General features: G+C 72.2%; 21 protein-coding genes. 7 read left to right on the forward strand and 14 right to left on the reverse strand.

Annotated elements, in window-relative coordinates:
• Positions 1–43 precede the first annotated feature (43 nt).
• Together katG and TAE01_RS11000 are read right to left on the reverse strand one after the other, a co-directional pair.
• Positions 44–2,227, reverse strand: a complete 2,184-nt coding sequence (gene katG / locus TAE01_RS10995) for a catalase/peroxidase HPI (protein ID WP_222594114.1) — start codon at positions 2,225–2,227, stop codon at positions 44–46.
• A gap of 78 nt (positions 2,228–2,305) precedes the next feature.
• Positions 2,306–2,734 carry a Fur family transcriptional regulator gene (locus TAE01_RS11000; RefSeq protein ID WP_147066339.1) on the reverse strand — a complete coding sequence of 143 codons (429 nt, stop codon included), beginning with the start codon at positions 2,732–2,734 and terminating at the stop codon, positions 2,306–2,308.
• Positions 2,735–2,902: 168 nt separating this feature from the next.
• Between TAE01_RS11000 and TAE01_RS20515 the strand changes: the two genes are divergently transcribed.
• Entirely contained in the window at positions 2,903–4,222 is a 1,320-nt protein-coding gene (locus tag TAE01_RS20515; protein WP_186815154.1) for an FUSC family protein, read from the forward strand.
• Between the two features lie 72 nt (positions 4,223–4,294).
• On the opposite strand, the gene TAE01_RS11010 is transcribed toward TAE01_RS20515, so the two are convergent.
• From TAE01_RS11010 to moeB, 5 genes are all read right to left on the reverse strand, one after another.
• The gene (locus tag TAE01_RS11010; protein ID WP_147066341.1) at positions 4,295–7,087 is read right to left on the reverse strand and encodes an alkaline phosphatase family protein; all 2,793 of its coding nucleotides are present in this window, start codon (positions 7,085–7,087) and stop codon (positions 4,295–4,297) included.
• A gap of 2 nt (positions 7,088–7,089) precedes the next feature.
• Entirely contained in the window at positions 7,090–8,505 is a 1,416-nt protein-coding gene (locus TAE01_RS11015) for an ABC transporter permease (protein ID WP_147066344.1), read from the reverse strand.
• Positions 8,502–9,467 carry an ABC transporter ATP-binding protein gene (locus tag TAE01_RS11020; protein ID WP_147066346.1) on the reverse strand — a complete coding sequence of 322 codons (966 nt, stop codon included), beginning with the start codon at positions 9,465–9,467 and terminating at the stop codon, positions 8,502–8,504. Before TAE01_RS11020 ends, TAE01_RS11015 begins: the two co-directional genes overlap by 4 nt.
• 145 nt (positions 9,468–9,612) lie before the next feature.
• A complete protein-coding gene (locus TAE01_RS11025; RefSeq protein ID WP_147066348.1) occupies positions 9,613–10,356 on the reverse strand; it encodes an MGMT family protein in 744 nt (247 codons plus the stop codon).
• A gap of 10 nt (positions 10,357–10,366) precedes the next feature.
• Positions 10,367–11,545 carry a molybdopterin-synthase adenylyltransferase MoeB gene (gene moeB / locus TAE01_RS11030; protein WP_147066350.1) on the reverse strand — a complete coding sequence of 393 codons (1,179 nt, stop codon included), beginning with the start codon at positions 11,543–11,545 and terminating at the stop codon, positions 10,367–10,369.
• Between the two features lie 101 nt (positions 11,546–11,646).
• Between moeB and TAE01_RS11035 the strand changes: the two genes are divergently transcribed.
• The 4 genes from TAE01_RS11035 (at position 11,647) to TAE01_RS11050 (ending at position 13,582) form a co-directional block, all read left to right on the forward strand.
• The gene (locus TAE01_RS11035; RefSeq protein ID WP_147066353.1) at positions 11,647–12,348 is read left to right on the forward strand and encodes a TetR/AcrR family transcriptional regulator; all 702 of its coding nucleotides are present in this window, start codon (positions 11,647–11,649) and stop codon (positions 12,346–12,348) included.
• A gap of 56 nt (positions 12,349–12,404) precedes the next feature.
• Entirely contained in the window at positions 12,405–12,626 is a 222-nt protein-coding gene (locus tag TAE01_RS11040; protein ID WP_147066355.1) for a DUF3107 domain-containing protein, read from the forward strand.
• 231 nt (positions 12,627–12,857) lie between these two features.
• On the forward strand, positions 12,858–13,130 hold the full coding sequence (locus TAE01_RS11045) for a GlsB/YeaQ/YmgE family stress response membrane protein (RefSeq protein WP_147066358.1): 273 nt from the start codon (positions 12,858–12,860) through the stop codon (positions 13,128–13,130).
• Positions 13,131–13,318: 188 nt separating this feature from the next.
• On the forward strand, positions 13,319–13,582 hold the full coding sequence (locus TAE01_RS11050; RefSeq protein WP_147066360.1) for a GlsB/YeaQ/YmgE family stress response membrane protein: 264 nt from the start codon (positions 13,319–13,321) through the stop codon (positions 13,580–13,582).
• Between the two features lie 152 nt (positions 13,583–13,734).
• Here TAE01_RS11050 and TAE01_RS11055 read toward each other — a convergent pair whose 3' ends face one another.
• Entirely contained in the window at positions 13,735–14,475 is a 741-nt protein-coding gene (locus TAE01_RS11055; RefSeq protein ID WP_246111279.1) for a ferritin-like fold-containing protein, read from the reverse strand.
• Between the two features lie 239 nt (positions 14,476–14,714).
• On the opposite strand from TAE01_RS11055, the gene TAE01_RS11060 reads away from it, so the two are divergent.
• Both TAE01_RS11060 and TAE01_RS11065 read left to right on the forward strand, forming a co-directional pair.
• Positions 14,715–16,535 (forward strand): DEAD/DEAH box helicase, encoded by a 1,821-nt coding sequence (locus TAE01_RS11060; RefSeq protein ID WP_147066362.1) that lies wholly within the window; start codon positions 14,715–14,717, stop codon positions 16,533–16,535.
• A 204-nt stretch (positions 16,536–16,739) separates the two neighbouring features.
• Positions 16,740–17,348 (forward strand): pyridoxamine 5'-phosphate oxidase family protein, encoded by a 609-nt coding sequence (locus tag TAE01_RS11065; protein ID WP_147066364.1) that lies wholly within the window; start codon positions 16,740–16,742, stop codon positions 17,346–17,348.
• A 140-nt stretch (positions 17,349–17,488) separates the two neighbouring features.
• Here the strand turns inward: TAE01_RS11065 and TAE01_RS11070 are convergent, their stop codons facing one another.
• From TAE01_RS11070 to TAE01_RS11095, 6 genes are all read right to left on the reverse strand, one after another.
• The gene (locus tag TAE01_RS11070; RefSeq protein WP_147066366.1) at positions 17,489–18,535 is read right to left on the reverse strand and encodes an NAD(P)-dependent alcohol dehydrogenase; all 1,047 of its coding nucleotides are present in this window, start codon (positions 18,533–18,535) and stop codon (positions 17,489–17,491) included.
• A 104-nt stretch (positions 18,536–18,639) separates the two neighbouring features.
• Positions 18,640–19,467, reverse strand: a complete 828-nt coding sequence (locus TAE01_RS11075) for a ParA family protein (protein WP_246111280.1) — start codon at positions 19,465–19,467, stop codon at positions 18,640–18,642.
• Between the two features lie 26 nt (positions 19,468–19,493).
• Positions 19,494–20,135 carry a maleylpyruvate isomerase N-terminal domain-containing protein gene (locus tag TAE01_RS11080; protein WP_147066369.1) on the reverse strand — a complete coding sequence of 214 codons (642 nt, stop codon included), beginning with the start codon at positions 20,133–20,135 and terminating at the stop codon, positions 19,494–19,496.
• A complete protein-coding gene (locus TAE01_RS11085) occupies positions 20,128–21,012 on the reverse strand; it encodes a RecB family exonuclease (protein WP_246111281.1) in 885 nt (294 codons plus the stop codon). Before TAE01_RS11085 ends, TAE01_RS11080 begins: the two co-directional genes overlap by 8 nt.
• A 52-nt stretch (positions 21,013–21,064) precedes the next feature.
• Entirely contained in the window at positions 21,065–22,003 is a 939-nt protein-coding gene (locus TAE01_RS11090; protein ID WP_147066371.1) for an NAD(P)H-dependent flavin oxidoreductase, read from the reverse strand.
• On the reverse strand, positions 22,000–23,724 hold the full coding sequence (locus TAE01_RS11095; RefSeq protein WP_147066373.1) for a class I adenylate-forming enzyme family protein: 1,725 nt from the start codon (positions 23,722–23,724) through the stop codon (positions 22,000–22,002). Before TAE01_RS11095 ends, TAE01_RS11090 begins: the two co-directional genes overlap by 4 nt.
• Positions 23,725–23,728 lie beyond the last annotated feature (4 nt).

Raw genomic sequence — 23,728 nt, forward strand, 5'->3', positions numbered from 1 at the left:
GGACGGCATACGCCATCCCGGGCCCGTGCGGCGCGTCAGCCGGTCACCTGACGTCGAAGCGGTCGGCCTCCATGACCTGCGACCACGCGGCGACGAAGTCGTGGACGAACTTCTCGGCGGCGTCGTCGCTGGCGTAGACCTCGGCGAGCGCCCGTAGCTCCGAGTTGGAGCCGAAGAGCAGGTCGACGCGGCTGCCGGTCCACGTCTGCTCGCCCGCGGCGTTCGTCGCGGTGAACTCGTCGGCGCCCTCACCCACGGCTGTCCACGTCGTGCCGAGCTCGAGGAGGTTGGTGAAGAAGTCGTTGCTCAGCGTGCCGACGCGGTCGGTGAACACCCCGGTGCTCGAGCCGCCCGTGTTGGCACCGAGGACGCGCAGGCCCCCGACGAGGACCGTCATCTGCGGGGCCGAGAGGCCGAGCAGGTTGGCGCGGTCGACGAGGAGGTACTCGGCGGGCACGCGGCCGGGCTTGCCGACGTAGTTGCGGAAGCCGTCGTGCTTCGGCTCGAGGTAGCCGAACGACTCGACGTCGGTCTGCTCCTGCGAGGCGTCGACACGGCCGGCACGGAAGGGCACCTCGACCGTGAATCCGCCTGCGGCAGCGGCCTGCTCGACCGCGACGTTGCCGCCGAGGACGATGAGGTCGGCGAGGGAGACGGTGGCTCCGCCGCGCCCGTTGAAGTCGGCCTGGATGCCCTCGAGGGCACGCAGCACGGTCGCGAGCTCGGCGGGGTCGTTGACGTCCCAGCCACTCTGCGGCTCGAGGCGCACGCGCGCACCGTTGGCGCCACCGCGCTTGTCGCTGCTGCGGAAGGTCGACGCGGACGCCCAGGCGGCCTTGACGAGCTGGGTGACGGTCAGGGCGGAGTCGGCGATGGCCTGCTTGAGGGTCGCGACGTCGTCGGCGCCGACGGCCTGGCCGGTGGCCGCGGGCAGCGGGTCCTGCCAGAGCAGCTCCTCCTGCGGGACCTCGGGGCCGAGGTAGCGCTCGACGGGCCCCATGTCGCGGTGGGTCAGCTTGAACCAGGCGCGGGCGAACGCGTCGGCGAACTCGGCCGGGTTCTCGTGGAAGCGGCGGGAGATCTTCTCGTATGCCGGGTCGACCCGGAGCGAGAGGTCGGTCGTCAGCATCGTGGGCAGTCGCTTGGCACCGCCCGCGTCGGGGGCCGGGATGACCGGCTCGGCGTCCTTGGCGACCCACTGGTTGGCGCCGGCGGGGCTCTGCGAGAGCTCCCACTCGTGGCCGAAGAGCATGTCGAAGAAGCCCTGGCCCCACTGGGTCGGGGTCGGGGTCCACGTGACCTCGAGGCCCGAGGTGATGGCGTCCTTGCCCTTGCCGGAGCCGAAGGACTGCTTCCAGCCGAGGCCCTGCTCCTCGAGGCCGGCGGCCTCGGGCTCCTTGCCGACGTACTTCAGCGGGTCGGCGGCGCCGTGCGTCTTGCCGAAGGTGTGACCGCCGGCGATGAGGGCGACCGTCTCCTCGTCGTTCATCGCCATGCGGGCGAAGGTCTCGCGGATGTCGCGGGCCGCGGCCAGCGGGTCGGGCTTGCCGTTGGGGCCCTCCGGGTTGACGTAGATGAGGCCCATCTGCACTGCGGCCAGGGGGTTCTCGAGGTCGCGGTCGCCCGTGTAGCGCTCGTCGCCGAGCCACTCGGACTCCGAGCCCCAGTAGACGTCGGCGTCCGGCTCCCAGACGTCCTCGCGGCCGCCACCGAAGCCGAACGTCGCGAAGCCCATCGACTCGAGCGCGACGTTGCCGGTCAGGACCATGAGGTCGGCCCACGACAGCTTCTGGCCGTACTTCTTCTTGATCGGCCAGAGCAGGCGGCGGGCCTTGTCGAGGTTTCCGTTGTCGGGCCAGGAGTTGAGCGGGGCGAAGCGCTGCTGGCCGGCGCCCGCGCCGCCGCGGCCGTCCTGCACGCGGTAGGTGCCGGCGCTGTGCCAGGCCATCCGGATCATGAAGGGCCCGTAGTGCCCGAAGTCGGCCGGCCACCAGTCCTGGGAGTCGGTGAGCACGGCCGCGATGTCGGCCTTGACCGCGGCGAGGTCGAGGCTGTTGAACGCCGCGGCGTAGTCGAAGTCCGCACCGAGCGGGTTGGCGACGGCGGGGTTCTTGGCGAGGACCTTGAGGTTGAGGCGGTTCGGCCACCAGTCCTCGTTGCTCGTGCCCGCGGGGCGGGTCGAGCGGTCGTGGGCCACGGGGCACTGGGCGGCCTCGGGCTCGTTCATCTCGCCGACTTCGGCGTCAGGCTTGGCGGTGTGCTGCTGCTCAGACACGGGACGTCCTTCTCTTCTTCGGGTGGGCAATCAGGAGGCGGCCGCTGCGGCGCACGCGGGACACAGTCCCCAGTACGTCACCTCGGCCTGGTCGATGCGGAAGCCATGGGTGTCGGATGCCGTGAGGCAGGGGGCCTCGCCGACGGCGCAGTCGACGTCGGCGATGGCCGCGCACGAACGGCATACGACATGGTGGTGGTTGTCGCCGACCCGCACCTCGTAGCGGGCGACCGAGCCGGTCGGCTGGATCCGGCGCACGAGCCCGGCGTCGGTGAGCGCCCGCAGCACGTCGTAGACGGCCTGGTGCGACACGTCGCCGGCGACCTCACGGACCCGGCGGATGATGGTGTCGGTGTCGGTGTGCGGGTGGTCGTGCAGGACCGTGAGCACCGCGACGCGCTGCCGCGTGACGCGCAGGCCCGACTCGCGCAGCTGCACCTCCACGGCGGACTCGGGCATGGTCCGAGTCTGGCCCCCTTTCTGGAAACAATCAAGTCTTCGGAGCGGCCCGGTGGAACGCGTGCACCGGTGGAGACCCGGCCCCTTCTCGTACGATGCGGACGGGGCGAGCGGGTCCGGACCGCCCCGCTGAGACGCGGGACCAGATCGCACATCCGAGGGCGGCGCATGTCACCAGAGAACGGCTTCCGGGAGTCCCCGTGGCGCCAGCTGGCGGCATGGGCCTGGCCGAGCCACCCCGCGACGTGGCGCGAGGTGCCGGCGCGGCTGCGGCCCACCCTGGGGACGGTCTTCCGCCTCACGGCGGCGGCGGTCGCGGCCTACGTCATCTCGCAGGTCGTCACCCCCGGCACGCCCGACCTCACCGGCCCCCTGACGGCCCTGCTCGTCGTCCAGGCCTCCGCCTTCTCGACGATCAAGATGAGTGCCGTCCGGGTCGGCGCGGTGCTCTCGGGCATCCTCGTCGCCACGCTCCTGTCGACGTGGATCGGCCTGACCTGGTGGAGCCTCGCCGCCGCCATCGCGGCGTCCCTGCTGCTGGCCAAGGTGCTGCGCCTCGGCGAGCAGGCCCTCGAGACGCCCATCAGCGCGATGCTCATCCTCGGGGTGAGCAACCACGACATCGCCTCCGAGACGCGGATCCTCAACACCCTCATCGGCGCTGCCGTCGGGGTGGCCTTCAGCGTCGTCTACCCGCCGGCCATGCCGATCGGCCAGGCGAGGCAGGCGCTGCTGCGCGTCGTCGAGGCGGCGGCGTCCGCCCTCGACACCGCGGCCGAGGCCCTCGAGACGGGCCCGGTGACCCGCGGGCAGGTGACCGAGTGGATCGGCCGGGTCCGCTCGGCCAACCGTGAGGTCGCCCGCGCCACCGAGACGATCGGCCACCTCAGGGACAGCCGGCGCTTCAACCCACGCGCGCTGGGCACCGTCGACGTCGAGCCCGTCCTGGCCTCGGCCCTCGACACCTTCGAACACTGCCTGCTCGCGATCCGCGCCCTCTTCACCCTCCTGCTGGCAGAGCTGCCGCCCGAGGGCGCGCCGGAGGACACCTACGGCGACGAGCTCCGGTCGGCGTTCGCCGTGGTCCTGCACGACAGTGCCGACTGCCTGCGCGCGTTCGGCGGCTTCGTCATCGCCGAGTCGGAGGGCCGCGAGCAGGACACCGAGCAGGCACTGGCCGAGAGCCTCGACATCCTCCGCGAGACGCAGGCGATCCTGACCGAGCTCATCCTCGTGCGGGCGCGGGAGGACACCTCCTCGTGGCTGCTGCGCGGCTCCATCCTCGCCGCCGTCGAGCAGGTGCTCGCCCGGCTCGACCTCGAGGACCGGGCCCGGGTGCACCGCCAGTGGAAGGAGGAGCAGGACCGGCGGCCCCTCGCCCAGCTGCCCCGCCTCGTGCACGACGTCCTCCCCCACCCCGACCGGCCCTATCCCCGAGGCCTGCAGCCGGGCCGCGTCCGGCGGCGAGGCCGCCCCGACCAGCGATGAGGGGACACGAGGTGTGGGCCGGTCGACGTCCGTCGACCGGCCCACACCGTCATGCTGCTCCCTGCCTGCGGGTCACTGCCCGTCGGCGCTGGGGATGTAGCCGCCCGGCACCTGCGAGGGCGTGTAGATCTTCGAGTCACCCGGGTAGGGGGTGCTCCAGTTGCGCGCCTGGTACCACGTGAACCGGTTCATCAGCTCGGGGGCCGCGGTGTCCGGGGACGGGTTGCTGCCGTTGAAGCCCTGCTTGACGCGCCAGGCCTCCCACTGCGCAGCGACGGCCTTCTCGGATGCCGGCACGGTGGCCGAGCTCTGCTGGGCCGCAGCGCCGCTCGTCGCAGGCGTCGTGTCCTGACCACACGCCGGCGCCGGGTTGACCTGCTCGGTGAGCGGGATCTGGTTGGGCTGCGTCGTGAAGGGCGTCGGATCGGGCTTGGACTGGAACGCGTCGAACATCGGGGTCGCCGCCGCGAGCTTCTGGTTGAGCGGCTGGGCGCCGAGGATCTGCTCGATGGTGCGCACCATGTTGATCTGCGAGTAGTAGGTGCTCACGACCTTGCCGTGCTGGGCCCACGGGCTGATGACCTGCACCGGGGCCCGGTGCCCGTCGACGTGGTCGGCACCGTCCTGGCTGTCGTCCTCGACGACGAAGATCGCCGAGTCCTTCCAGTACTTGCTGTGCGAGATCTCGTCGACGACCTTGCCGACGGCGAGGTCGCCGTCGGCGACCTGGGCCCGGGCGTCCGGGGCCCCGCCGGTGTGGTCGCTGGAGAGCCACAGCATGTTGAAGTTGGCCGGGCCCTCCTTCTCGAAGTGCTGCTTCCAGAGCTGGAAGCGGTAGATGTCGGGGATGTTGACGTCGAACTTCGGGTAGTCGTGCTGGGTGATCGCGTTGAGCGACGGGATCGGCGACTCGGTGTCCGACTTCACCGACGGGTCCGTCAGCGCGCTGGGGTCGCCGCCGGCCTCGACCTGCTTGGCCGTGCAGTAGTACTTCTGCCACGTCGCACCCGCCGGCTTGGTCAGGAACTGGGTGAACTCGCCGTAGTTGCGGGCGGTCTTGCCCGCGGACTGCACTGCGGTCCAGAGGAACCCGGACCGCTGGTGCCCGAGGGCGTCGTCCTCGGTGTCGTAGCTGCGCACGTACTCACCGGCACTGGACTCGGTGTACTCCGGGTTGTCACCCTGCATGAGCCAGTTGTGGCCCTCGGCGGAGTTGGTGCCGATGTCGTAGAGGTTGTCGTAGAGGCCGAACTGCCTGGCCAGCGCGTGCTGGTTGGGGGTGACCTTCTGCCCGAACTGCACGAGCGAGGGGTCGCCGTTGCCGCGGGTGTCGTCGCCGTAGACCTGGTCGTAGGTCCGGTTCTCCTTGACGATCATGAAGACGTGCTTGATCGTCGACGGGTCGCCGAGCCGGACGGGGACCGGCACGGCCTTGGCGCGGTTGCCCTCGGCCTGCTTGACGTCGTCGTGGCCCCAGTCGTTCTGGGCGAAGACGGTCGCGGTGTAGCGGTCGATCTCCTTGTCGCTGGGCAGCGTGAAGCTCGTCAGCGACGCGGTCGTGCTGTGGGTGTCGTGGCCGCTCACGACCGGGACGCCGTAGCCCTTGTTCGTCGTGATCGCGGGGCCACGCGCGTCGATGCCGCGGGTGTTGGTCACGACGACCCGGTTGCCGACGGTCGCCACGTCGGACGGGTAGTAGTCCGTGGGCAGCAGGCCGACGTAGCCGACCGGCGCCTGGGGCGTCCCGGCGTAGCGGTAGACGGCGACCGCGTTCGCGCGGCCGAGGGTGACGAGGAGGCGACCGTCCTTGGCGAGCGCGATGCCGGTGGGCTCGTAGCCCACCTTGGCCTTGGGCCACGGCTGGGTCGCGATGGTCTGGACGACGGCGTCCTTGCGGGTGTCGATGACCGAGACGGTGTCGCTGTTGGTGTTGGCCACGAAGAGGGCGTTGCCGGCGGCATACAGCGCAGTCGGGTGCAGTCCGACGTCGATCGACTTCACGGCCGTGGAGGGGGCCGCGGTGTCGATGACGCTCACGGTGCCGGTCGTCGAGGTGCCGAGGTAGGGGTCGGAGGGGACGTCGCTGCCGTACGAGTTGATCGTCGGCTCGCCCGGCCTGGCCTGCCGGCCCCCCTCGTTGCTGACGTAGAGCTTGCCACCGACGAAGGTCAGGTGCCTCGGAGCGATGCCGACGTTCCACGTCTGCCGGACCGCACCGGTCGACGGGTCGAGGGCCACGACGGTGTTCTGGCCGTTGACCGCCACGTAGAGCGTCGACCCGTCGGGCGAGTAGACCGACCTGCCGGGCAGGGCGGAGTGCCCGCCGACCTGCGGGAGGGCGAACCGCGAGGCCGTGCCCAGGGTGCCGTCGGCGTTGACCGGGAAGCGGGTCAGGGCGTCCTGCTGGGACAGCCAGAGGAACTTCCCGTCGGGAGAGTAGGTGGGACCCTCCTGCCCGACGCTGCCGTCGGCGAGCTTCTGGTCGACTCCGGCCGCCTTGCCGACGCGGTCGATCAGCTTGCCGGTCGCCAGGTCGAAGACCTGCAGGACGACGTTCTTGTCGGCGCTGCTGGCGGCGAGGAAGCGGCCGTCGGCGCTGACCGTCGAACCCATGAACTTGCCGTACTCGGTCATGATCCGGGAGCCGATGGGCTTGATCACCTGGTTGTCGGAGACCTGGAGACCGTTGGCGTACTGCGTGCCGACGGTGCGGTTGCCGAAGCCCCCGGTCGCGGCGGTGGCGATGCCGCCGCCGACGATGGTCAGGGCAGCGGTGCCGGCCGCGGCGACGCGGACCCTGCGGGTGGTGCGACGGCGCTCAGGAGCCGGCCCGGAGGCCGAGAGCCGTTGACGAGTGACCTGCATGATCATCCTTTCGAGGAACTGCGGGAGGACAGGTCGACGAGGCTGTCGATCTGCCACAGGGGGTTGGCTGCGTCCCCGCTGGGGGTCCGCACCTGGAAGTAGCCGTTCACTTCCTTGGGGCCGTCCCCGTCAGCGACGTACCGCCCTTCGGCGGCGACGTCGAGCTGGTAGAGGGCCGTACCGACGGCCGTGGCACCGGGGATGTGCCACGACACGGCACAGCGCCAGTCGTTGCCCGCTCCCTCGTCGTCCCCCGGCGAGCCGGCGCGGTAGCAGGACGCACTGGTGCGCAGCTGCTCCTCGGTCACGTCGGGCCGGTGGAGCTCGCGGGACTGGAGGCGGTAGAGGTGGGCGAACGAGGCGGCGAGCGAGCCCTCGATCTTGGTCCGGTCGATCCCGGAGCCGGTCGAGGGCGTGGCCACCGCGACGACGGCGATGCTCATCGCCGTCAGGGCGGCCACGGGGAGCGCCCCGAGCGCCAGTGACCGTCGACCCGGACCGTCGTGGGCGACGTCGGTGAAGTCGCGGCGCACGAAGACGAGGAGGGCCAGGCCCGTCACGACGACGACCCAGACGACGCTGACGACGAGTGCGATGAGCAGCGGTCCGGTCTGGGGCGGCCCGCTGAACAGGCCGCGCCAGGCGAGGAACCCCTGGCTCGGCAGGGCGAGACGCACGGCGGCCGGCATGGGCAGCAGCTGCGCCGCCTGCAGGACGAAGGCCAGGACCGCCGGCAGGAGCAGCCCCATGGGCGAGCGGCCGAGGGCGACCGAGCCGAGCAGGCCGACGGCCGCGAAGGCGAGGGAGGTGACCATGGCGCAGACCCAGGCGAGCAGCACGAGCCGGGCGCTCTGCCCCGGGTCGATGAGCTGGCCGTCGAGGCCGACGAGCTCCCGGTCACCCATGACCGCGAGGCCGCCGCCGATGCTGGACACGGCGAGACCGACCTCCATGGCGAGGATCACGGCGGTGCTGGCGAGCGCCTTGGCGGCGAAGATCCGCCTCGGTGAGCGCACCGCCATGACGAGGTGGCGCCAGGTGCCGAGCCGGTCCTCCGCGGCGAAGACGTCACCGGCCACGAGGGCGGTGAGCAGCGGGAGCGCCCACGTGGAGGCGAACCCCAGCACGACGAGCGAGCCGGCCCAGCCGGTCGCGAACATCCAGCGACCGAAGACCGTGTCGCTCGGCAGGGTGCTCTGCTGGCCCACGGCCACGATGAAGGCGGCCGGCGCCAGCCAGCAGGCCAGCAGCACGATCCGCACCCGCCAGAGGGTGAGCAGCTTGACGAGCTCGAAGCGGACGATGGGCGCGAGGTCCGCCGGACGGGCGGGAGCGACGGGGGCGGCCACCGTGGCCGCCGTGGGTGCTGGGGCCGCCGGCGCCTCGGGAGCAGGTGCGGCCGCGGGCGTCGGGCTCACCGGGGTCCCCCGAGCGGCGCGAGGGTGCTCCCGGACTCGGTCAGCGCGAGGAACGCCGCCTCGAGCGGCGTCACGGTCGGTCCCAGCCCGCGGACGGCGACGCCGGCTCCGACGAGCCGGACGACGAGCTCGTCCACGGCGCTGACGGGACCGCGAGCCACCACGACGTCGTCCTCGGCACGCACACCGCCGGGGGCCGACACCAGCTCGAGTCCCGGCGTCTCGCCCACGACACGACGCGCCACGGCAGGGTCCGAGGTCACGACCCGGTAGTCGAGCCGTCCGCTCTCGGCGGCCAGCTTCTCGACCGGCCCGGAGAAGACCACCCGTCCGTTCGACAGGAGCGTGACCTCCGAGCACAGGGCCGCCACGTCGTCCATGTGGTGGCTGGAGACGACCACGGCGGCGCCACCGGCGGCGAGCTCACCCAGCAGACCGTGGATGTGCCGCTTGGCCGCGGGGTCGAGACCGTTGGAGGGCTCGTCGAGCACGAGGAGGCGGGGCCGGGCGAGCAGGGCTGCGGCCAGGCCGAGTCGCTGGCGCATCCCGAGCGAGAAGCCCCGGGGACGGTCGTCGGCGACGTCGCTGAGACCGACCTGCTCGAGCGCGTCCTCGACCTCGCGGGTCACGTGCGCCCCGTGCCCGCGGAGGGCCGCGAGGGCGGCGAGGTTCTGCCGGGCGGTCAGTGACGGGTAGAGACCGGGTCCGTCGAGGAAGCCGGACACGCCGCCCGGGGTCCCGAGAACCCGGCGGACCGGGCTGCCGAGGATCTCGAGGGTGCCCCGGTCGGCGACGGACAGCCCGAGGAGCAGCCCGAGGAGCGTCGTCTTCCCCGCGCCGTTCGGTCCCACGAGGCCGTGCACCTGGCCGAGGGGGATGTCGAGGTCGACCCCGTCGAGGGCGACGACGTCGCCGTAGTACTTCGTCGTGCTGCGGGAGCGGACTGCGGCCGAGCTCTCCATGTGGTGCCTCCAGATCGTCGAACGACAACGACGCTAGGGAGGCCGGGAGGGCCCGGGGCGGCGGGAGCCTGAACCCTGGGCAAACGTCACATTTCGGTAGGGCAGACGCGACCCCTGCGGGGCCGGACGCCCCTCCGACCTCTACCTACTCGTCGGTCGCGACGAGCTCGACCTCGAAGCCCTCGCCGCTCTCGAGGTAGGCGGCGTAGTGCTGCGGTCCTCCGGCGTAGGGGTGCCGGTCGGCGAACATCAGCGTCCACCCGCCGTCGCCGCACGCCTCGACGAGCGCGTCGACCTCGGCACGCGAACCACCATGGAACGCAAGGTGGTTCAGACCGGCACGCGTGCGCTCGTGGCGACCCGCCACGACATCGGGACCGGCCTCGACGACGACGTAGAGCGCCCCGAGCTCCCAGGCCTGACCGTGCCCCCAGTCGTCGCCCAGTCGGAAGCCGAGCCGGCCGAGCAGCCAGCCCCACTCGCGCCCCGCGGCGGTGATGTCGTCGACCCAGATCTCGACGTGGTGGAGCCCTCCGCGCGACGGCGCTCCCCCGCCGGGCGCTCCTGACGGGACGCTCGCCCCGCCGAAGTCCCACCTCGCCGCAGCCATGTCGGCCCGTCCACCCTCGACGAGGCCACCGACCATCGGGGTGCCCTCCGCGCGCCAGTGCTCGAGCGCCTCGTCCTCGAGCCCCTGTGGTGGCCGGCCGTCGGAGCGGATGACCCGCCACCACGGCAGGTCGGAGCCGTAGCGGCTCATCACCGTGCCGACCGTGCGCGGCCCCATGCCTCCGAGGCGCTTGGCGATGTCGCCGTAGGCGAGCACGCGTCCCTCGGGGATGGTGGCGACGAGGTCGAGCACCCGCTCGGCATGGTCCTCCAGCGACACGGACGTCCTCTCAGTACTCGGGCTGGCTCGGGTCGATCTCCCGGAGGTAGGCGAGTATGCCGCCCTCGACGTTCGCGACGTCGGTCAGCCCGGCGCGCAGCGCCAGCCGGGTGGCCTCGGCGGAGCGACCACCCACCTTGCAGTGGATGAGCACCCTTCTGTCCGAAGGCAGCTCGTCGAAGGCCTCGCCGGACCGGAACCGGTCGAGGTGGATCGCGACCGCACCCGGGATCGAGGCGATGGCCCGCTCCTCGTCGCCACGGACGTCGACGAGGAGCGGCGGACGTGCTGCCGCGAGCTCCTCGGCCATCTCGTGGACGGTGACCGTCGGCAGGTCCCCCTCGTCGTGGGCGGCCGCACCCGGCACACCGCAGAACTCGACGTAGTCGATGAGCTCGGTGACAGACGGGTCGTCGCCACAGACGGGGCACTGCGGGTCGGCCCGCACCGTCAGGGTGTCCCAGGTCTGACGCAGCGCGTCGTGGACCATGAGCCGGCCGACGAGCGGCTCGCCGATACCGAGGAGCAGCTTGATCGCCTCGGTCGACTGCACCGACCCGATGGCCGCGCACAGCACGCCGAGCACGCCCCCCTCGGCACAGCTCGGCACCGACCCGGGCGGGGGCGGCTCGGGGAAGACGCACCGGTAACAGGGCCCGTGGCCGGCCCACCAGACCGAGACCTGCCCGTCGAAACGCAGGATCGAGCCCCACACGTGCGGCTTGCCGAGCATCACGCAGGCGTCGTTGACGAGGTAGCGCGTGGGGAAGTTGTCGGTGCCGTCGACGACGAGGTCGTAGCCGCCGATGATCTCGAGCGCGTTGGACGAGTCCAGCGCGACGTCGTGGCGCTCGACCGTGACGTGCGGGTTGACCCGGTGCACGGCCGCCTCGGCCGACTCGGTCTTGGGGCGGCCGATGTCGGCGTCGGAGTGGATGACCTGGCGGTGGAGGTTGGTGAGGTCGACGACGTCGGCGTCGACGACGCCGATGGTGCCCACGCCCGCCGCAGCGAGGTAGAGCAGCGCCGGTGACCCGAGGCCGCCGGCGCCGACGACGAGGACGCGCGCGTTGGCGAGGCGTTCCTGCCCGTCCCGCGCGACGTCGGGCAGCAGGAGATGACGGGCGTACCTCGTCGTCTCGGCCGTGCTGAGGGCGCGACCCGTCTTGACCAGCGGATCCGTCGGCATGCCCTCACCGTACTGCTCGGTATGGTGAGACGGACACGGTCGTCTGCGGTGGCGGACGGCACGAACGGACGATCGAGCGCCCAGACCCGAAGAGGATCCGCATGGCAGACGAGATGACCCCGCCCGGCCGAGGCCAGCGCCTGCCCCGATCCGAGCGACGCGCGCAGCTGCTCGACGCCGCGCTCGGGGTGTTCGTCGAGAACGGCTACCACGCCGCCGCGATGGACGACATCGCCGCGCGTGCCGGAGTCTCCAAACCCGTGCTGTACCAGCACTTCCCGGGCAAGCTCGAGCTCTACCTGGCCCTCATCGACCAGCACACCGGAGAGCTCGAGCAGCTCGTCCGAGACGCCCTCGCACTCGCGGACAACAAGTCGCGCATCAACACGATGACCCGGGCCTACTTCGACTTCGTCGGGCAGGAGGGCGCCGCCTTCCGCCTCATCTTCGAGTCCGACCTGGCCAACGAGCCCGAGGTTCGCAGGCGCCTCGACCAGATCGACCTCACCTGCGCCGAGGCGATGGCCACGATCATCCGCAGCGAGACCTCGATGGACCAGGAGGAGGCGGTGCTCGTCGGCGTCGCCTTCGTCGGCCTCGCCCAGACCTCGGCGCGGCACTGGCTGACCCACGAGGCGACCCTGTCCAAGGAGACGGCCGTGCGGATCACGGCGGCGCTCATCCGCCGGGGGTTCGGCGCCTTCCCGCTCGTGGGTCGCGCGGACGGGCGGGCCGACGGCGCGGTCGAGGACGACCGGCCGTCAGGCACGGCCAGGGAATCGGTCGGCACGCCGGCTGGTTAAGGTGACGACAGGGCGCGGCCGACCGCGTCCACCGGAACTGAGAAAGCAGGTTTGACGTGGAGGTCCGCATCGGCGTGCAGAACGTGGCGCGCGAGATCACCTTCGAGACGACGCAGTCGTCCGACGAGATCCACGCCGCCGTGACGGCAGCACTCGGCTCAGACGTCCTCGAGCTGGTCGACGACAAGGGTGGGCGCATCATCGTCCCGTCCGCCTCGATCGGCTACGTGACGACGGGTGCCGAGCGCAAGGGTGGCGTCGGGTTCGGCGCTCACTGAACGCATACGACAACAGCTCTGCCGCAAGCGATCGCGTCACTCGCACTCGCGTGACGACGTGAGCCCGCAGCGGTGAAAGGGCCGCCGACCCGACGGGTCGGCGGCCCTTTCGCTGCTCCCATCAACCTGAGCGTGACCTGAGAGCGTCGGGCGGGTACAGGGAGAGGGAACGAGTCGGGACCGCCGGGTCGTCGCCGCCCGCACCGCGGGCTCGAAGGAGGAAGCGCCGTCATGATCGGAACCATCCTGGCCGCCCTCGTCGCGGGTGCGATCGTGGGACCGCTCGCCCGACTGGTGCTTCCGGGCAGGCAGCACATCAGCGTCCTGCTCACCGTGGTCCTCGGGGCCATCGGCTCCCTCATCGGCGCCTTCATCTACTACAAGGCGACCGGTGTCACCGACACCAAGGGGATCGACTGGATCTCCGGCCTCATCGGCGTCGTCGTCGCGGCCGCCCTCATCGTCGGCTACGGCATGATCACCGGCAACCGCCAGACGCGTTGAGCCGCAGGGCGGGTGCTCGTCAGCCGCCGTGTCGCCTTCGTCCGTCGATGGGCGGAATCCCGTGGAAATGGCACCCGCCACATCCACCACTCCCGCCTCAAGCGGTGGGACATTGAACTCGTTGCACATATTCGTCCGCACCCCTCGCGGATCAAACGGTCACCCGTGACCAGAAGGAGCTGTGACACATGGTCAGCACCATCATCGGAGCCATCATCGTCGGTGCCATCATCGGCGCCCTCGGTCGGCTGATCCTCCCCGGCAAGCAGAACATCTCGATCGTCGTGACGATCCTCATCGGCATCGTCGCCAACGTCATCGTCACGTTCGTCGTGCGCCAGCTGGGCTACTCGAACAACGGCGGCATCGCCTGGATCCCGCTGATCCTCGGCGCCATCGTCGCCGCGATCATCATCGTGCTGTACGGCCGCATGAGCCACAAGTCGGTCTGACCCACGACGCGACCGAAGGGCCCGACCACGCGGTCGGGCCCTTCGGCGTGTCCGGGGCCTGTGCGCTCGCAGCTGCCTATGTATGCCGTGTGCCCCGTGGCGTGGGCCCGCGCACCGGCGCGTGGCCCGGGCGCACGGCATACGGCCGGCGGTCAGGCCGAGAGGCCGAGGCGCTCCATGCGTCGGGAGTGCTCGTCCGTGAGGCGGGCGAACATCCGGCCCAGCTCGGCGAGGTCGGCGCCGGCCCGGCCCGGGGCGCCGACGAGGATGCTGGCGAGGGCGTCGCGCTCGACCCCGACCCGCTGGGCCTGGGTGATGGCCTCACCGACGAGCCGACGGCCCCACAGCGCGAGACGACCGGCGAGCCGCGGCTCGGCCGCGATGGCCTCCCGCACGACGGTGACGGCGAACTCGGCCTGCCCCGTGTCCTCGAGCACGCTGACGACGAGGGCCCGGGTGTCCTCGTCGACGTAGCGCGAGATCTCTCGGTAGAAGTCCTGCGCGATGCCCTCGCCCACATAGGCCTTGACGAGGCCCTCGAGCCAGTCGGACGGGTTCGTGCGCTCGTGGAAGGCGTCGACGGCCGGGACGAACGGCTGCATCGCCGACTCCGGCTCGACGCCGAGGGACTGGAGCCGCTCGGTCAGCACCGAGTAGTTGCGCAGCTCGTGGGCGGCCAGGACCGCGAGCGCCGACTTGTGCCGCAGTGAGGGGGCGAGCTCCGCGTCCTTGGCGAGCTGGCTGAAGGCCCGCAGCTCGCCGTAGGCCAGCGCGCCGAGCAGGTCGGTGACCGCCGCGAGGTAGCCGGGCTCGCCGTCCTGCTCGCCCGGCGTCTGGGCGTGCGCCCAGGGCGGGGTCTGCTCGGTGGTCTCGGGCGCCGCGTCGTCGCTCATGCGCCCAATCTAGTGAAGGAGTTCGGGCGTTCTGCCCCCATGCCGGTAGACTGGACCGGACAACTCGGTGCCCGGTCGGCCCTTAGTTTGCCCAGATGGTGCTCGCGGACTCCCCGCGCACCGGTGGAGCCCGCACCACTGCGAGAGCCACCCACCGTCCCTGACAGTCTCCGATCGGCCCGTCACGCGCCACTGAGCTCCCGCACCGCCGGGGTGCTCGTGCCGATCGAGAGATGCCCATGACCCAGCCCCACGAGATCTCCGCCGACGCGGAGGTCGCCACGGACGCGCCCGAGACCGTCGTCGACACCACGGTCGAGCCGGCCCCCGAGACCGTTGCCGAGCCGGCCGTCGAGCTGACCTTCGCCGACTTCGACGTGCACCCCGACATCGTCGCCTCGCTCGCCGACCACGGGATCGTCCACCCCTTCCCCATCCAGGCCATGACGCTGCCCGTCGCCCTCGCCGGCCACGACATCATCGGCCAGGCCAAGACCGGCACGGGCAAGACGCTCGGGTTCGGCGTGCCGATCCTCAACCGCGTGCTCGCCCGCGGTGACGAGGGCTTCGAGGCCCAGGCCCGTCCCGGCAAGCCGCAGGCCCTCGCCGTGGCCCCCACCCGCGAGCTCGCCGTCCAGGTCGCGAGCGACCTCGAGCGCGCCGGCCGCAAGCGCGGCGTGCGCGTGCTCACCGTCTACGGCGGCCGCGCCTACGAGCCCCAGATCGAGGCCCTCAAGGCCGGCGTCGAGGTCGTCGTCGGCACGCCCGGCCGCCTCATCGACCTCGCCAAGCAGGGCCACCTCGACCTGTCGCAAGCCCGCACCGTCGTGCTCGACGAGGCCGACGAGATGCTCGACCTCGGCTTCCTGCCCGACGTCGAGACCCTCATGTCGCTGACGCCGGCCTCGCGCCAGACCATGCTCTTCTCGGCGACCATGCCCGGCGCGATCGTCGCCCTGGCCCGCCGCTACATGTCCCAGCCGACGCACATCCGCGCCATGGGCGACGAGAACGAGAACGCCCACACGGTCAAGGCCGTCGAGCAGTTCGTCTACCGCGCCCACGCCATGGACAAGGTCGAGATGCTCTCGCGCATGCTGCAGGCCAACGGCCGCGGCCTGACGATCATCTTCAGCCGCACCAAGCGCACCGCCGCCAAGGTCGCCGACGAGCTCGTCGAGCGCGGCTTCGCGGCCGCCGCGATCCACGGCGACCTCGGGCAGGGGGCGCGCGAGCAGGCCCTGCGGGCGTTCCGCAACGGCAAGGTCGACATCCTCGTCGCGACCGACGTCGCCGCCCGTGGCATCGACGTCGAGAACGTCACCCACGTCATCAACTACCAGTGCCCCGAGGACGAGAAGACCTACCTGCACCGCATCGGTCGCACGGCGCGCGCCGGCAACACCGGTGTCGCGGTGACGTTCGTCGACTGGGACGACCTCCACCGCTGGACGCTCATCAACAAGGCCCTGGACCTCGGCATCCCCGAGCCCCAGGAGACCTACTCGAGCTCCGACCACCTCTTCACCGACCTCGACATCCCCACCGATGCCAAGGGCCGCCTGCGCCGCTCGCAGCAGAAGCTCGCGGGCCTCGGCGCCGAGGAGATCGAGGACCTCGGTGAGACGGGCAAGCGCCACGGCAAGTCCGCCGGTGCGGGCCGTGGCGAGCGCAGCGACCGTGACCGGGGCGACCGGGGCGACCGGGGCGACCGGGGCGACCGGGGGCGCTCGCGCTCCGACCGCGGCCGCGGCGACGCCCAGCCGACCGAGGCCCCCGAGTCCGCCGACCCGTCCGCTCCCGCCGAGGACGGCGAGAGCCGCCCCCGCCGCAGCCGCAACCGCCGCCGTACGCGTGGAGCCGGGGCCGCGGCCGCCGGCGCCGCGGGCGCGACCGGCGGCGACGAGTCGTCGGCCCCCGCCGAGGGCGCGTCCGACTCCGGCGCGTCCGACGCCGGCGAGGGCGCCTCGCGTCCGCCGCGTCGCCGCCGTCGTGGTGGTTCCGGTCGGGGCGGTGCCGGGCGTGGCGAGTCCGCACCCGCGACCACCGCTGCGGAGTGACCCCGCGACGTCGAGCCCCAGCGGCTGACGTCGCACCGAGCACGTGACAGGCCCGGGCGGTCGACACCACGGTGTCCCGCCCGGGCCTTCGCGTACCCCGACGAGGCGCGCCCCGGCCTGCGGGTCCACGGTGCGGTCACAGCGGGTCGGCCCCGGGAGACGCTCCTACGCTGGCGGGAGACCACGGCACCGAGGAGGACTCCCATGAAGCTGCACGACTGCATCGACGATCGCCTGCGCGCCTTCATCGAGGCGCAGCACCTCTTCTTCGTCGCGACGGCGCCGCTCGATGCCGATGGTCACGTCAACCTCTCCCCCAAGGGCCTCGACGGGACGTTCGCGGTCCTCGACGAGCACTCCGTGGCCTACCTCGACCTCACCGGCAGCGGCTCCGAGACGGTGGCCCACCTGCGCGAGAACGGTCGCATCACCGTCATGTTCTGCGCCTTCGAGGGGCCGCCGAACATCGTGCGCCTGCACGGCACAGGCCGTTACATCACCCTGCACGACGTCGAGTTCGACTCGTACCGTGGGCTCTTCGCCGACCACCCCGGCGCGAGGGGTGTCGTCGTCGTCGACGTCGAGCGGGTCTCCGACTCGTGCGGGTATGCCGTCCCCTTCATGAGCCACGAGGCCGACCGGGACCTGCTGACCCGGTGGGCCGGCAACCGTGGCGAGGAGGGCCTGGCGACCTACCGGGCCACGAAGAACGCCGCGTCCATCGACGGTCTCCCGGCCCTGGACCCCACCACCCCCACCCCGCAACACACCGGGCAGTCGCCAACCGCGCCGGTTGCAACCGGCGCGAGCTGACCACTGCCCGGTGTGTTGCCGGGCATTCATGGCGGGTCTGTCGGCGGGGCTGTCGGCGGGGGTGTCGGCGGGGACGCCGACGGCCGGGCCCCTGAGGGACCCGGCCGCACGGCATACGCCCTCGTCGGGGCGCTCGAGGATCAGGCGCTGATCGTCGCGGTGTCGATGACGAAGCGGTAGCGCACGTCGCCGGCCACGACGCGGTCGTAGGCCGCGTCGACCTCGTCGGCGGAGATCTTCTCGATCGTCGCGCCGATGCCGTGCTCGGCGCAGAAGGCGAGCATCTCGGCCGTGGCGGGGATGCCACCGATGTTCGAGCCGGCCACGACCCGGCTGCCGCCGACGACGGCGCCGGGGGCGAAGTCGTAGTTGCCGGCGGGCAGTCCGACGTTGGCGATGACGCCGAGCGGGCGCAGCAGCCCGATGTAGGTCTGCATCGGCAGGTCGGCGCTGACGGTGTTGATGATGATGTCGAAGGTGCCCTTGAGGCCCTTCAGCACACCCTCGTCACCGGTCGCGTAGTAGTTCGTCGCGCCGAGCGCCTCGCCGTCGCCCTTCTTGGCGTCGGTGCGGCTCAGCACGCTGACCTCGGCGCCGAGGGCGGCGGCGAGCTTGACGGCCATGTGGCCGAGGCCGCCGAGACCGATGACGGCGACCTTCTTGCCGGGGCCGGCGCCCCAGCGCTTGAGCGGGGACCACACGGTGATGCCGGCGCAGAGCAGTGGAGCGGCGACGTCGAGCTCGATGCCGTCGGGGATGCCGACCGCGAAGCGCTCGGAGACGACGACCTGCTGGGCGTAGCCACCCTTGGTCGGCTCGCCGTCGTAGCCCTTGCCGTTGTAGGTCATGACGGCGCCCTTGGAGCAGAACTGCTCCTCGCCGTTCTTGCAGAACTCGCACTCGCCGCACGAGTCGACCATGCAGCCGACGCCGACGCGGTCGCCGACCTTGTACTTCGTGACGCCGTCACCGACGGCCGACACGACACCGGCGATCTCGTGCCCGGGGACCATGGGGAAGATCGCGCTGCCCCACTCCTCGCGGACCTGGTGGATGTCGCTGTGGCAGATGCCGGCGAACTTGATGTCGATGAGGACGTCGTCGTCGCGCAGGTCGCGGTGCTCGACGGTCCGGGCCTCGAAGGCGGCTCCGGCGCTCGGTGCGACCAGTGCAGGGGTGGAAATCAAGGGGGTGTCTCCTTCGTGGTGGGTGGCGACGCTCTCAGGTCCAGCGCCGCCTCACCACGGTTCATTCCCCGTCGCCGGGTCGTTCCGAACGGATGGGACCTCGGTCACAGTCTCGCGAGCAGAGACGTGGCGACGTCGCGGTAGGCCTGCGCGCCCTTGGACGAGCGGGCCGTCGACAGGATCGACCGCCCGACGGCCGGGGCCTCGGCGAAGCGCACCGTCTTGGGGATCGGCGGCTCGAGGACCGGCAGGTCGTAGCGCTCCCCCACGTCGGCGAGCACCTCGCGGGCATGGTTGCTGCGGCCGTCGAAGAGAGTCGGCAGGATGCCCCACACCTCGAGGTCGCGGTTGAGGATCTTCTGCACGTCGGCGACGGTGTCGAGCAGCTGGCCGACGCCGCGGTGGCTGAGCATCTCGCACGGCATGGGGATGATGAGGCCGTCGGCGGCGGTCAGCGCGTTGAGGGTCAGCACCCCGAGGCTGGGCGAGCAGTCGAGGAGCACGACGTCGTATGCCGTGTCGGCGCCGTCGAGGGCCGAGCGCAGGACGTACTCGCGGCCGGGTCGCGGCAGGAGCATGGCCTCGGCGCCGGCGAGGTCGATGGCGGACGGGACGAGGTCGACACCTTCCTCGCACGTGACGACGACGTCGCCGATCTCGGCGGACCCGGTGAGGACGTCGTGGACCGAGCGCTCGACGGTGTCGGGGTCGACGCCGAGGGAGAAGGTGAGGCAGGCCTGCGGGTCGAGGTCGACGAGCAGCACCCGCTGGCCCAGCTCGGCGAGAGCGGCACCGATGCTCGCCACCGACGTCGTCTTGGCGACCCCGCCCTTCTGATTGGCGAGGGCGATGACCGTGGGTCCGGCGGGTGCGTCGGTCCCGGCACCCGTGCGCGCCGTCGACGGGCCGGAGGTGCGGGTGCGGGGCGCCATGCGGCCCAGTGTGTCAGTTCGCCGGCTCAGAACGCCGAGATCGTCCGTGGGGCACGCTCGGAGCGTGACAGAGCCGACACCAGGGCTCCCTGACCGTGCCTGCCGGCGGCCAGCCGGGCCAGCAGGGTCACGACCGGCGTGAGCACCTCGTCGGGCAGGGTCGGGGCGGTGAAACCGATGCTCGCGGCGACGTCCTCGCCATGCACGACGACCTCCATCATCCGGCCGGTGAGGAAGTCGTCACGGCGCAGCGCCCAGCCCGTCCACGGGATGAGGACGGCCCGGTCGGCGGACTGCGCCTCGAGCAGCGCAGGGAGCGCCTCTCGCGCCCCGAGCACTTGGACCAGCACCTCGGCGGGGCCCAGCGCCGCCTGCTCGTCCGAGCTCGCGCGGATCGAGACGTTGACGTCGTCGTCGACGGGCGCGGCGACCCAGCGCGAGCGGGCGTAGTGCTCGTCGAGCGTGATGGCCTCGGCGGCCGGCTCGGCGGCGAGCAGCCGCGCCGCCGTGGGCGGCTGGCTCGCGAGGTGGGCGGCGAGTCCGCCGACGCTCCACTCGGGCAGCACGCTGGGCTCGTGCCAGGCCGCGGCGACGTCGTCGCGCGACAGGATCGAGATGACGTGGTCGGTGGCGGCCAGGAAGGCCGTTCGGAGGTCCGGGTCAGGCATCGTCACGCTCCACGGGGCTGCTGTCGTAACCGGCGGGCTCGAGACCGGCCCAGTCAGACTTCTCCGGCCCCATCTGCTGGCCCTCGGGGCAGTGCGCCCGGAAGTCGCACCACGAGCAGATCGCCGAGGTCCGGGGCGCGAACCGGGTCGACTCGACGCCGACCTGCTTGAACTCGGCGTCGGCGCGGCGCAGGTCGGAGGCGATGGACTCGGCCTCGGCGATCTTGCGCGCCAGCGACTCGTCGGTGTGCTCGTGCGCGGCGATCGTGCCGGAGGGAACGTGGTGCAGCTCGACCCGGTGGCAGGGCCGGCGGAACATGCGGGCGGCCGCGACGGCATACAGCGCGAGCGGGAGGGAGGTGCGCGCGTCGTCGTCGGTGGGCACCTGCCGGCCCGTCTTGTAGTCGACGACGACGAGCTCGCCGTCGCGGTCGTCGAGGCGGTCGATGCGGCCGGTGATGGCGACCTCGTCGGTCTTGAGCGAGACGCTGCGCTCGATGCCGACGGGCTGGTTGTCGCGGTCGCTGGCGCGGAGGTAGTCGGTGACGGCGTCACGGACCCGGAGGCGCCACGCGGCGGACTGCTCGGGGTCGCGGAAGCCGACGTCGATCCACGACGAGCGGACGAGCTCGGCGACCCCGGCCGGCGTGCGCCGGGCCGCCGGGAGGTCCCAGAAGTCGCGGAGCGCGTTGTGGGTCGCGATGCCGACGGAGGTGTGCGCCCGTTGCGGGCGGGCCAGCGGGCGCGGGCGGTCGAGGTACTGCATGCGGTAGCGCCGCGGGCAGTCGAGCCAGGCGAGCAGCCGCGACGGAGAGCCCGAGTAGAGCGGCGTGGGCATGCCGGCGAAGGTCGTCTGCTCAGCGGGTCCCGTCGTCACGCCGACACCCTACGACCCGCACCCGACATCGACCGGACGACATCCACACGCCTCAGCGCGACGCGCCCGCGACCTGCGCGAGTCGCGCTGCGGCGGCGTGGAACTCGCGCTCGAGCACGTCGACGACCTCGGCCACCGACGTCACGGAGCGGATGGCCTGCAGCCCCTGGCCCGCCGCCCACAGCTGCGACCACCGCTTCGCCTCGCCGACCCCGACGTCGTAGTCGCGCACCGCGTCGCTGCCGAGGCGGTCGGGGTCGAGACCGTGCGCCACGAGGCTCGGGCGCAGCCACGACGCGTCGGCCCCCGTGATGCCGTCGCTGACGACGAGGTCGTCCGGGCCGTGGTCGATGACCATCTGCTTGTACTCCTCGGCCGCCCGGCTCTCGGTGGTGGCGAGGAACCGCGTGCCCATGTAGACGAGGTCGGCGCCGGCCGCCACGGCACCGGCGACACCGGCGCCGTCCGCGATGCCGCCCCCGACGGTGACGAGGCCGTCGAAGAGGTCCCGGACGGCCGAGACGAACGCGAAGGGCGACAGGTGCCCCGTGTGGCCACCGGCGCCGGCGCTGACGCACGCGAGGCCGTCGACGCCGGCCTCGACCGCCTTGCGCGCCAGCCCGAGGTCGATGACGTCGGCGACGACGAGGCCGCCGTAGCCCTTGACCGTCTCCATGACCGGTCGGGGCGACCCGAGCGCGGTGATGACGACGGGCGGGCGGTGCTCCGCGACGAGGGCGAGGTCGTCGGCGAGCCTCGTGTTGGTGCGGTGGGTGATGAGGTTGACCGCCCAGGGTCCGGTGCCGGCAGCGGCGGCGATGGCGCCCAGCCACTCGTCGAGCTCCCCGGCGCTGCGGCAGTTCTGGGTCGGCAGCACCCCGAGGACGCCCGCCCGGGCCGCCGCGGCGACGAGCTCGGGACCGGACACGAGGAACATCGGCGCCGCGACGACCGGGAGGCGCAGCGAGCGCAGCAGCTCCTCCCGCGTCACGGCGAGGCTTCAGGCCGACGCAGCAGGCGCTTGAGCACCTTGCCGACCGCGTTGCGGGGCAGCTCGTCGCGCACCTCGAGCCGTTCGGGGAGCTTGAACGAGGCGATGCTCCGCCCCCGCAGCCACCCGACGAGCTCGTCGAGCGTCAGGCTCGCGCCCGGACGCAGCACGACGACGGCCGCGACGCGCTCACCGAGCCGTTCGTCCGGGTCGCCGATGACGGCCACGTCGGCGACCGCGGGGTGGTCCGCGATGAGGCCCTCGAGCTCGGCCGGGGCGATGTTCATGCCGCCGCGGATCACCTGGTCGCGGGCCCGGTCGAGGTAGCGGAGGTACTGCCCCCGCTCCCCCGCGATCTCGAAGAGGTCACCGGTGCGGAGGTAGCCGCGGTCGTCGAACGGGCTCGGCAGCTGCTCGCCGTGGAGGTAGCCGGCGAAGACGCTCGGGCCGCTGATGTGCAGCTCGCCCGGGTGCCCGGGCTCGGTGACCTCCTCGCCCGTCACGATGTCGACGAGCCGGGTGTCGGTCCACTCCCCGGCCCGCGTCGACCACGTCACGCCTGGCGCCCCGAACCGGGGGAAGAACTGCGCCCGCTCGTCCGGGTCGGGGAAGTCCACCGGGCTCGACAGCAGCCCGATCCCCTCGTTGGACCCGAAGAAGTTGATGACGCTGATGCCACGCCGCTCCTGCCACCCGCGGACCATGGCCGGCTGCAGCGGCGCCGAGCCGGAGCCGATCCGGGTCAGGCTGCTGACGTCGACCGACGCCATGAGCTCCTCGTTGCCGAGCAGCATCCAGAGCAGCGCGGGCGGCGCGCACGTGTAGGTGACGCGCTCGTGCGCCACCTGCCCGAGGAAGGTCGGCAGGTCGAAGGGATGGTGCTGCACGAGGACGCACCCCGTGAGCAGCCACGGCAGGAACATCCCGCTGATGCCGGCCATGTTGATCATCGGGAAGGGGTTGAGCAGCACGTCGTCGACGGTGACCTGCGGAGCCTCTGTGGTCGCGACGCCGACGGCGAGCCAGTCCATGTGGCAGCGGGGCACGCCCTTCGGCGCGCTCTCCGTCCCCGACGTCCAGCAGATCGTCACGGCGTCGTTGGCCTCGTTGGGGTCCTCGGCGGCGTAGGCCTCCACCGCGTCCCGGTCCGCGTCGGTGGCCGGGGCCGGGTTCCAGACGCGGACCCCGATGGGCACCTCGGCCGTCTCGCGCTCGGGGCCGTAGGCGACGACCGCGCGCACCGAGTCGACGTCGGCGAGCGCCGTGGCCGCCTCCTCGGCGAGGGCTCGCTCCCCGAACCGCGCACAGCTGAGGTATGCCGTCACGCCCGCTCGGGCGCACATCGTGGCCACCTCGCGCTCCCGCAGCTGCACGGGCAGCGGCGAGACGACGACCCCGAGGCGCCAGGCCGCGAGGTAGGCCTCGACGAGCTCGACGGTGTTGGGCAGCTGCACCCCGAGCACGTCCCCGCGGCCGAGGCCGAGCGAGAGGAGCCGAGCGGCGAGCGCCGTGACCTCGGCGTCGAGCTCGTGCCAGGTCAGGCGGCGTGGCGGCGAGCCGAGCAGTGCCTCCCGGTTGGCGGGGTCGACGACGGCGAGCGCCGGGCCCCGGGCGCGGACCCGGTCGGCGAAGAGCCCGTCGAGGGTCTGCTCGCCCCACCACCCCCTCGAGCGGTAGTCGGCGACCTTCTCCGGCGGGTGCAGACCGCGGGCCAGCGGCATGGCC

The organism is Terrabacter aerolatus, assembly GCF_007991735.1.
Classification (GTDB): domain Bacteria; phylum Actinomycetota; class Actinomycetes; order Actinomycetales; family Dermatophilaceae; genus Terrabacter; species Terrabacter aerolatus.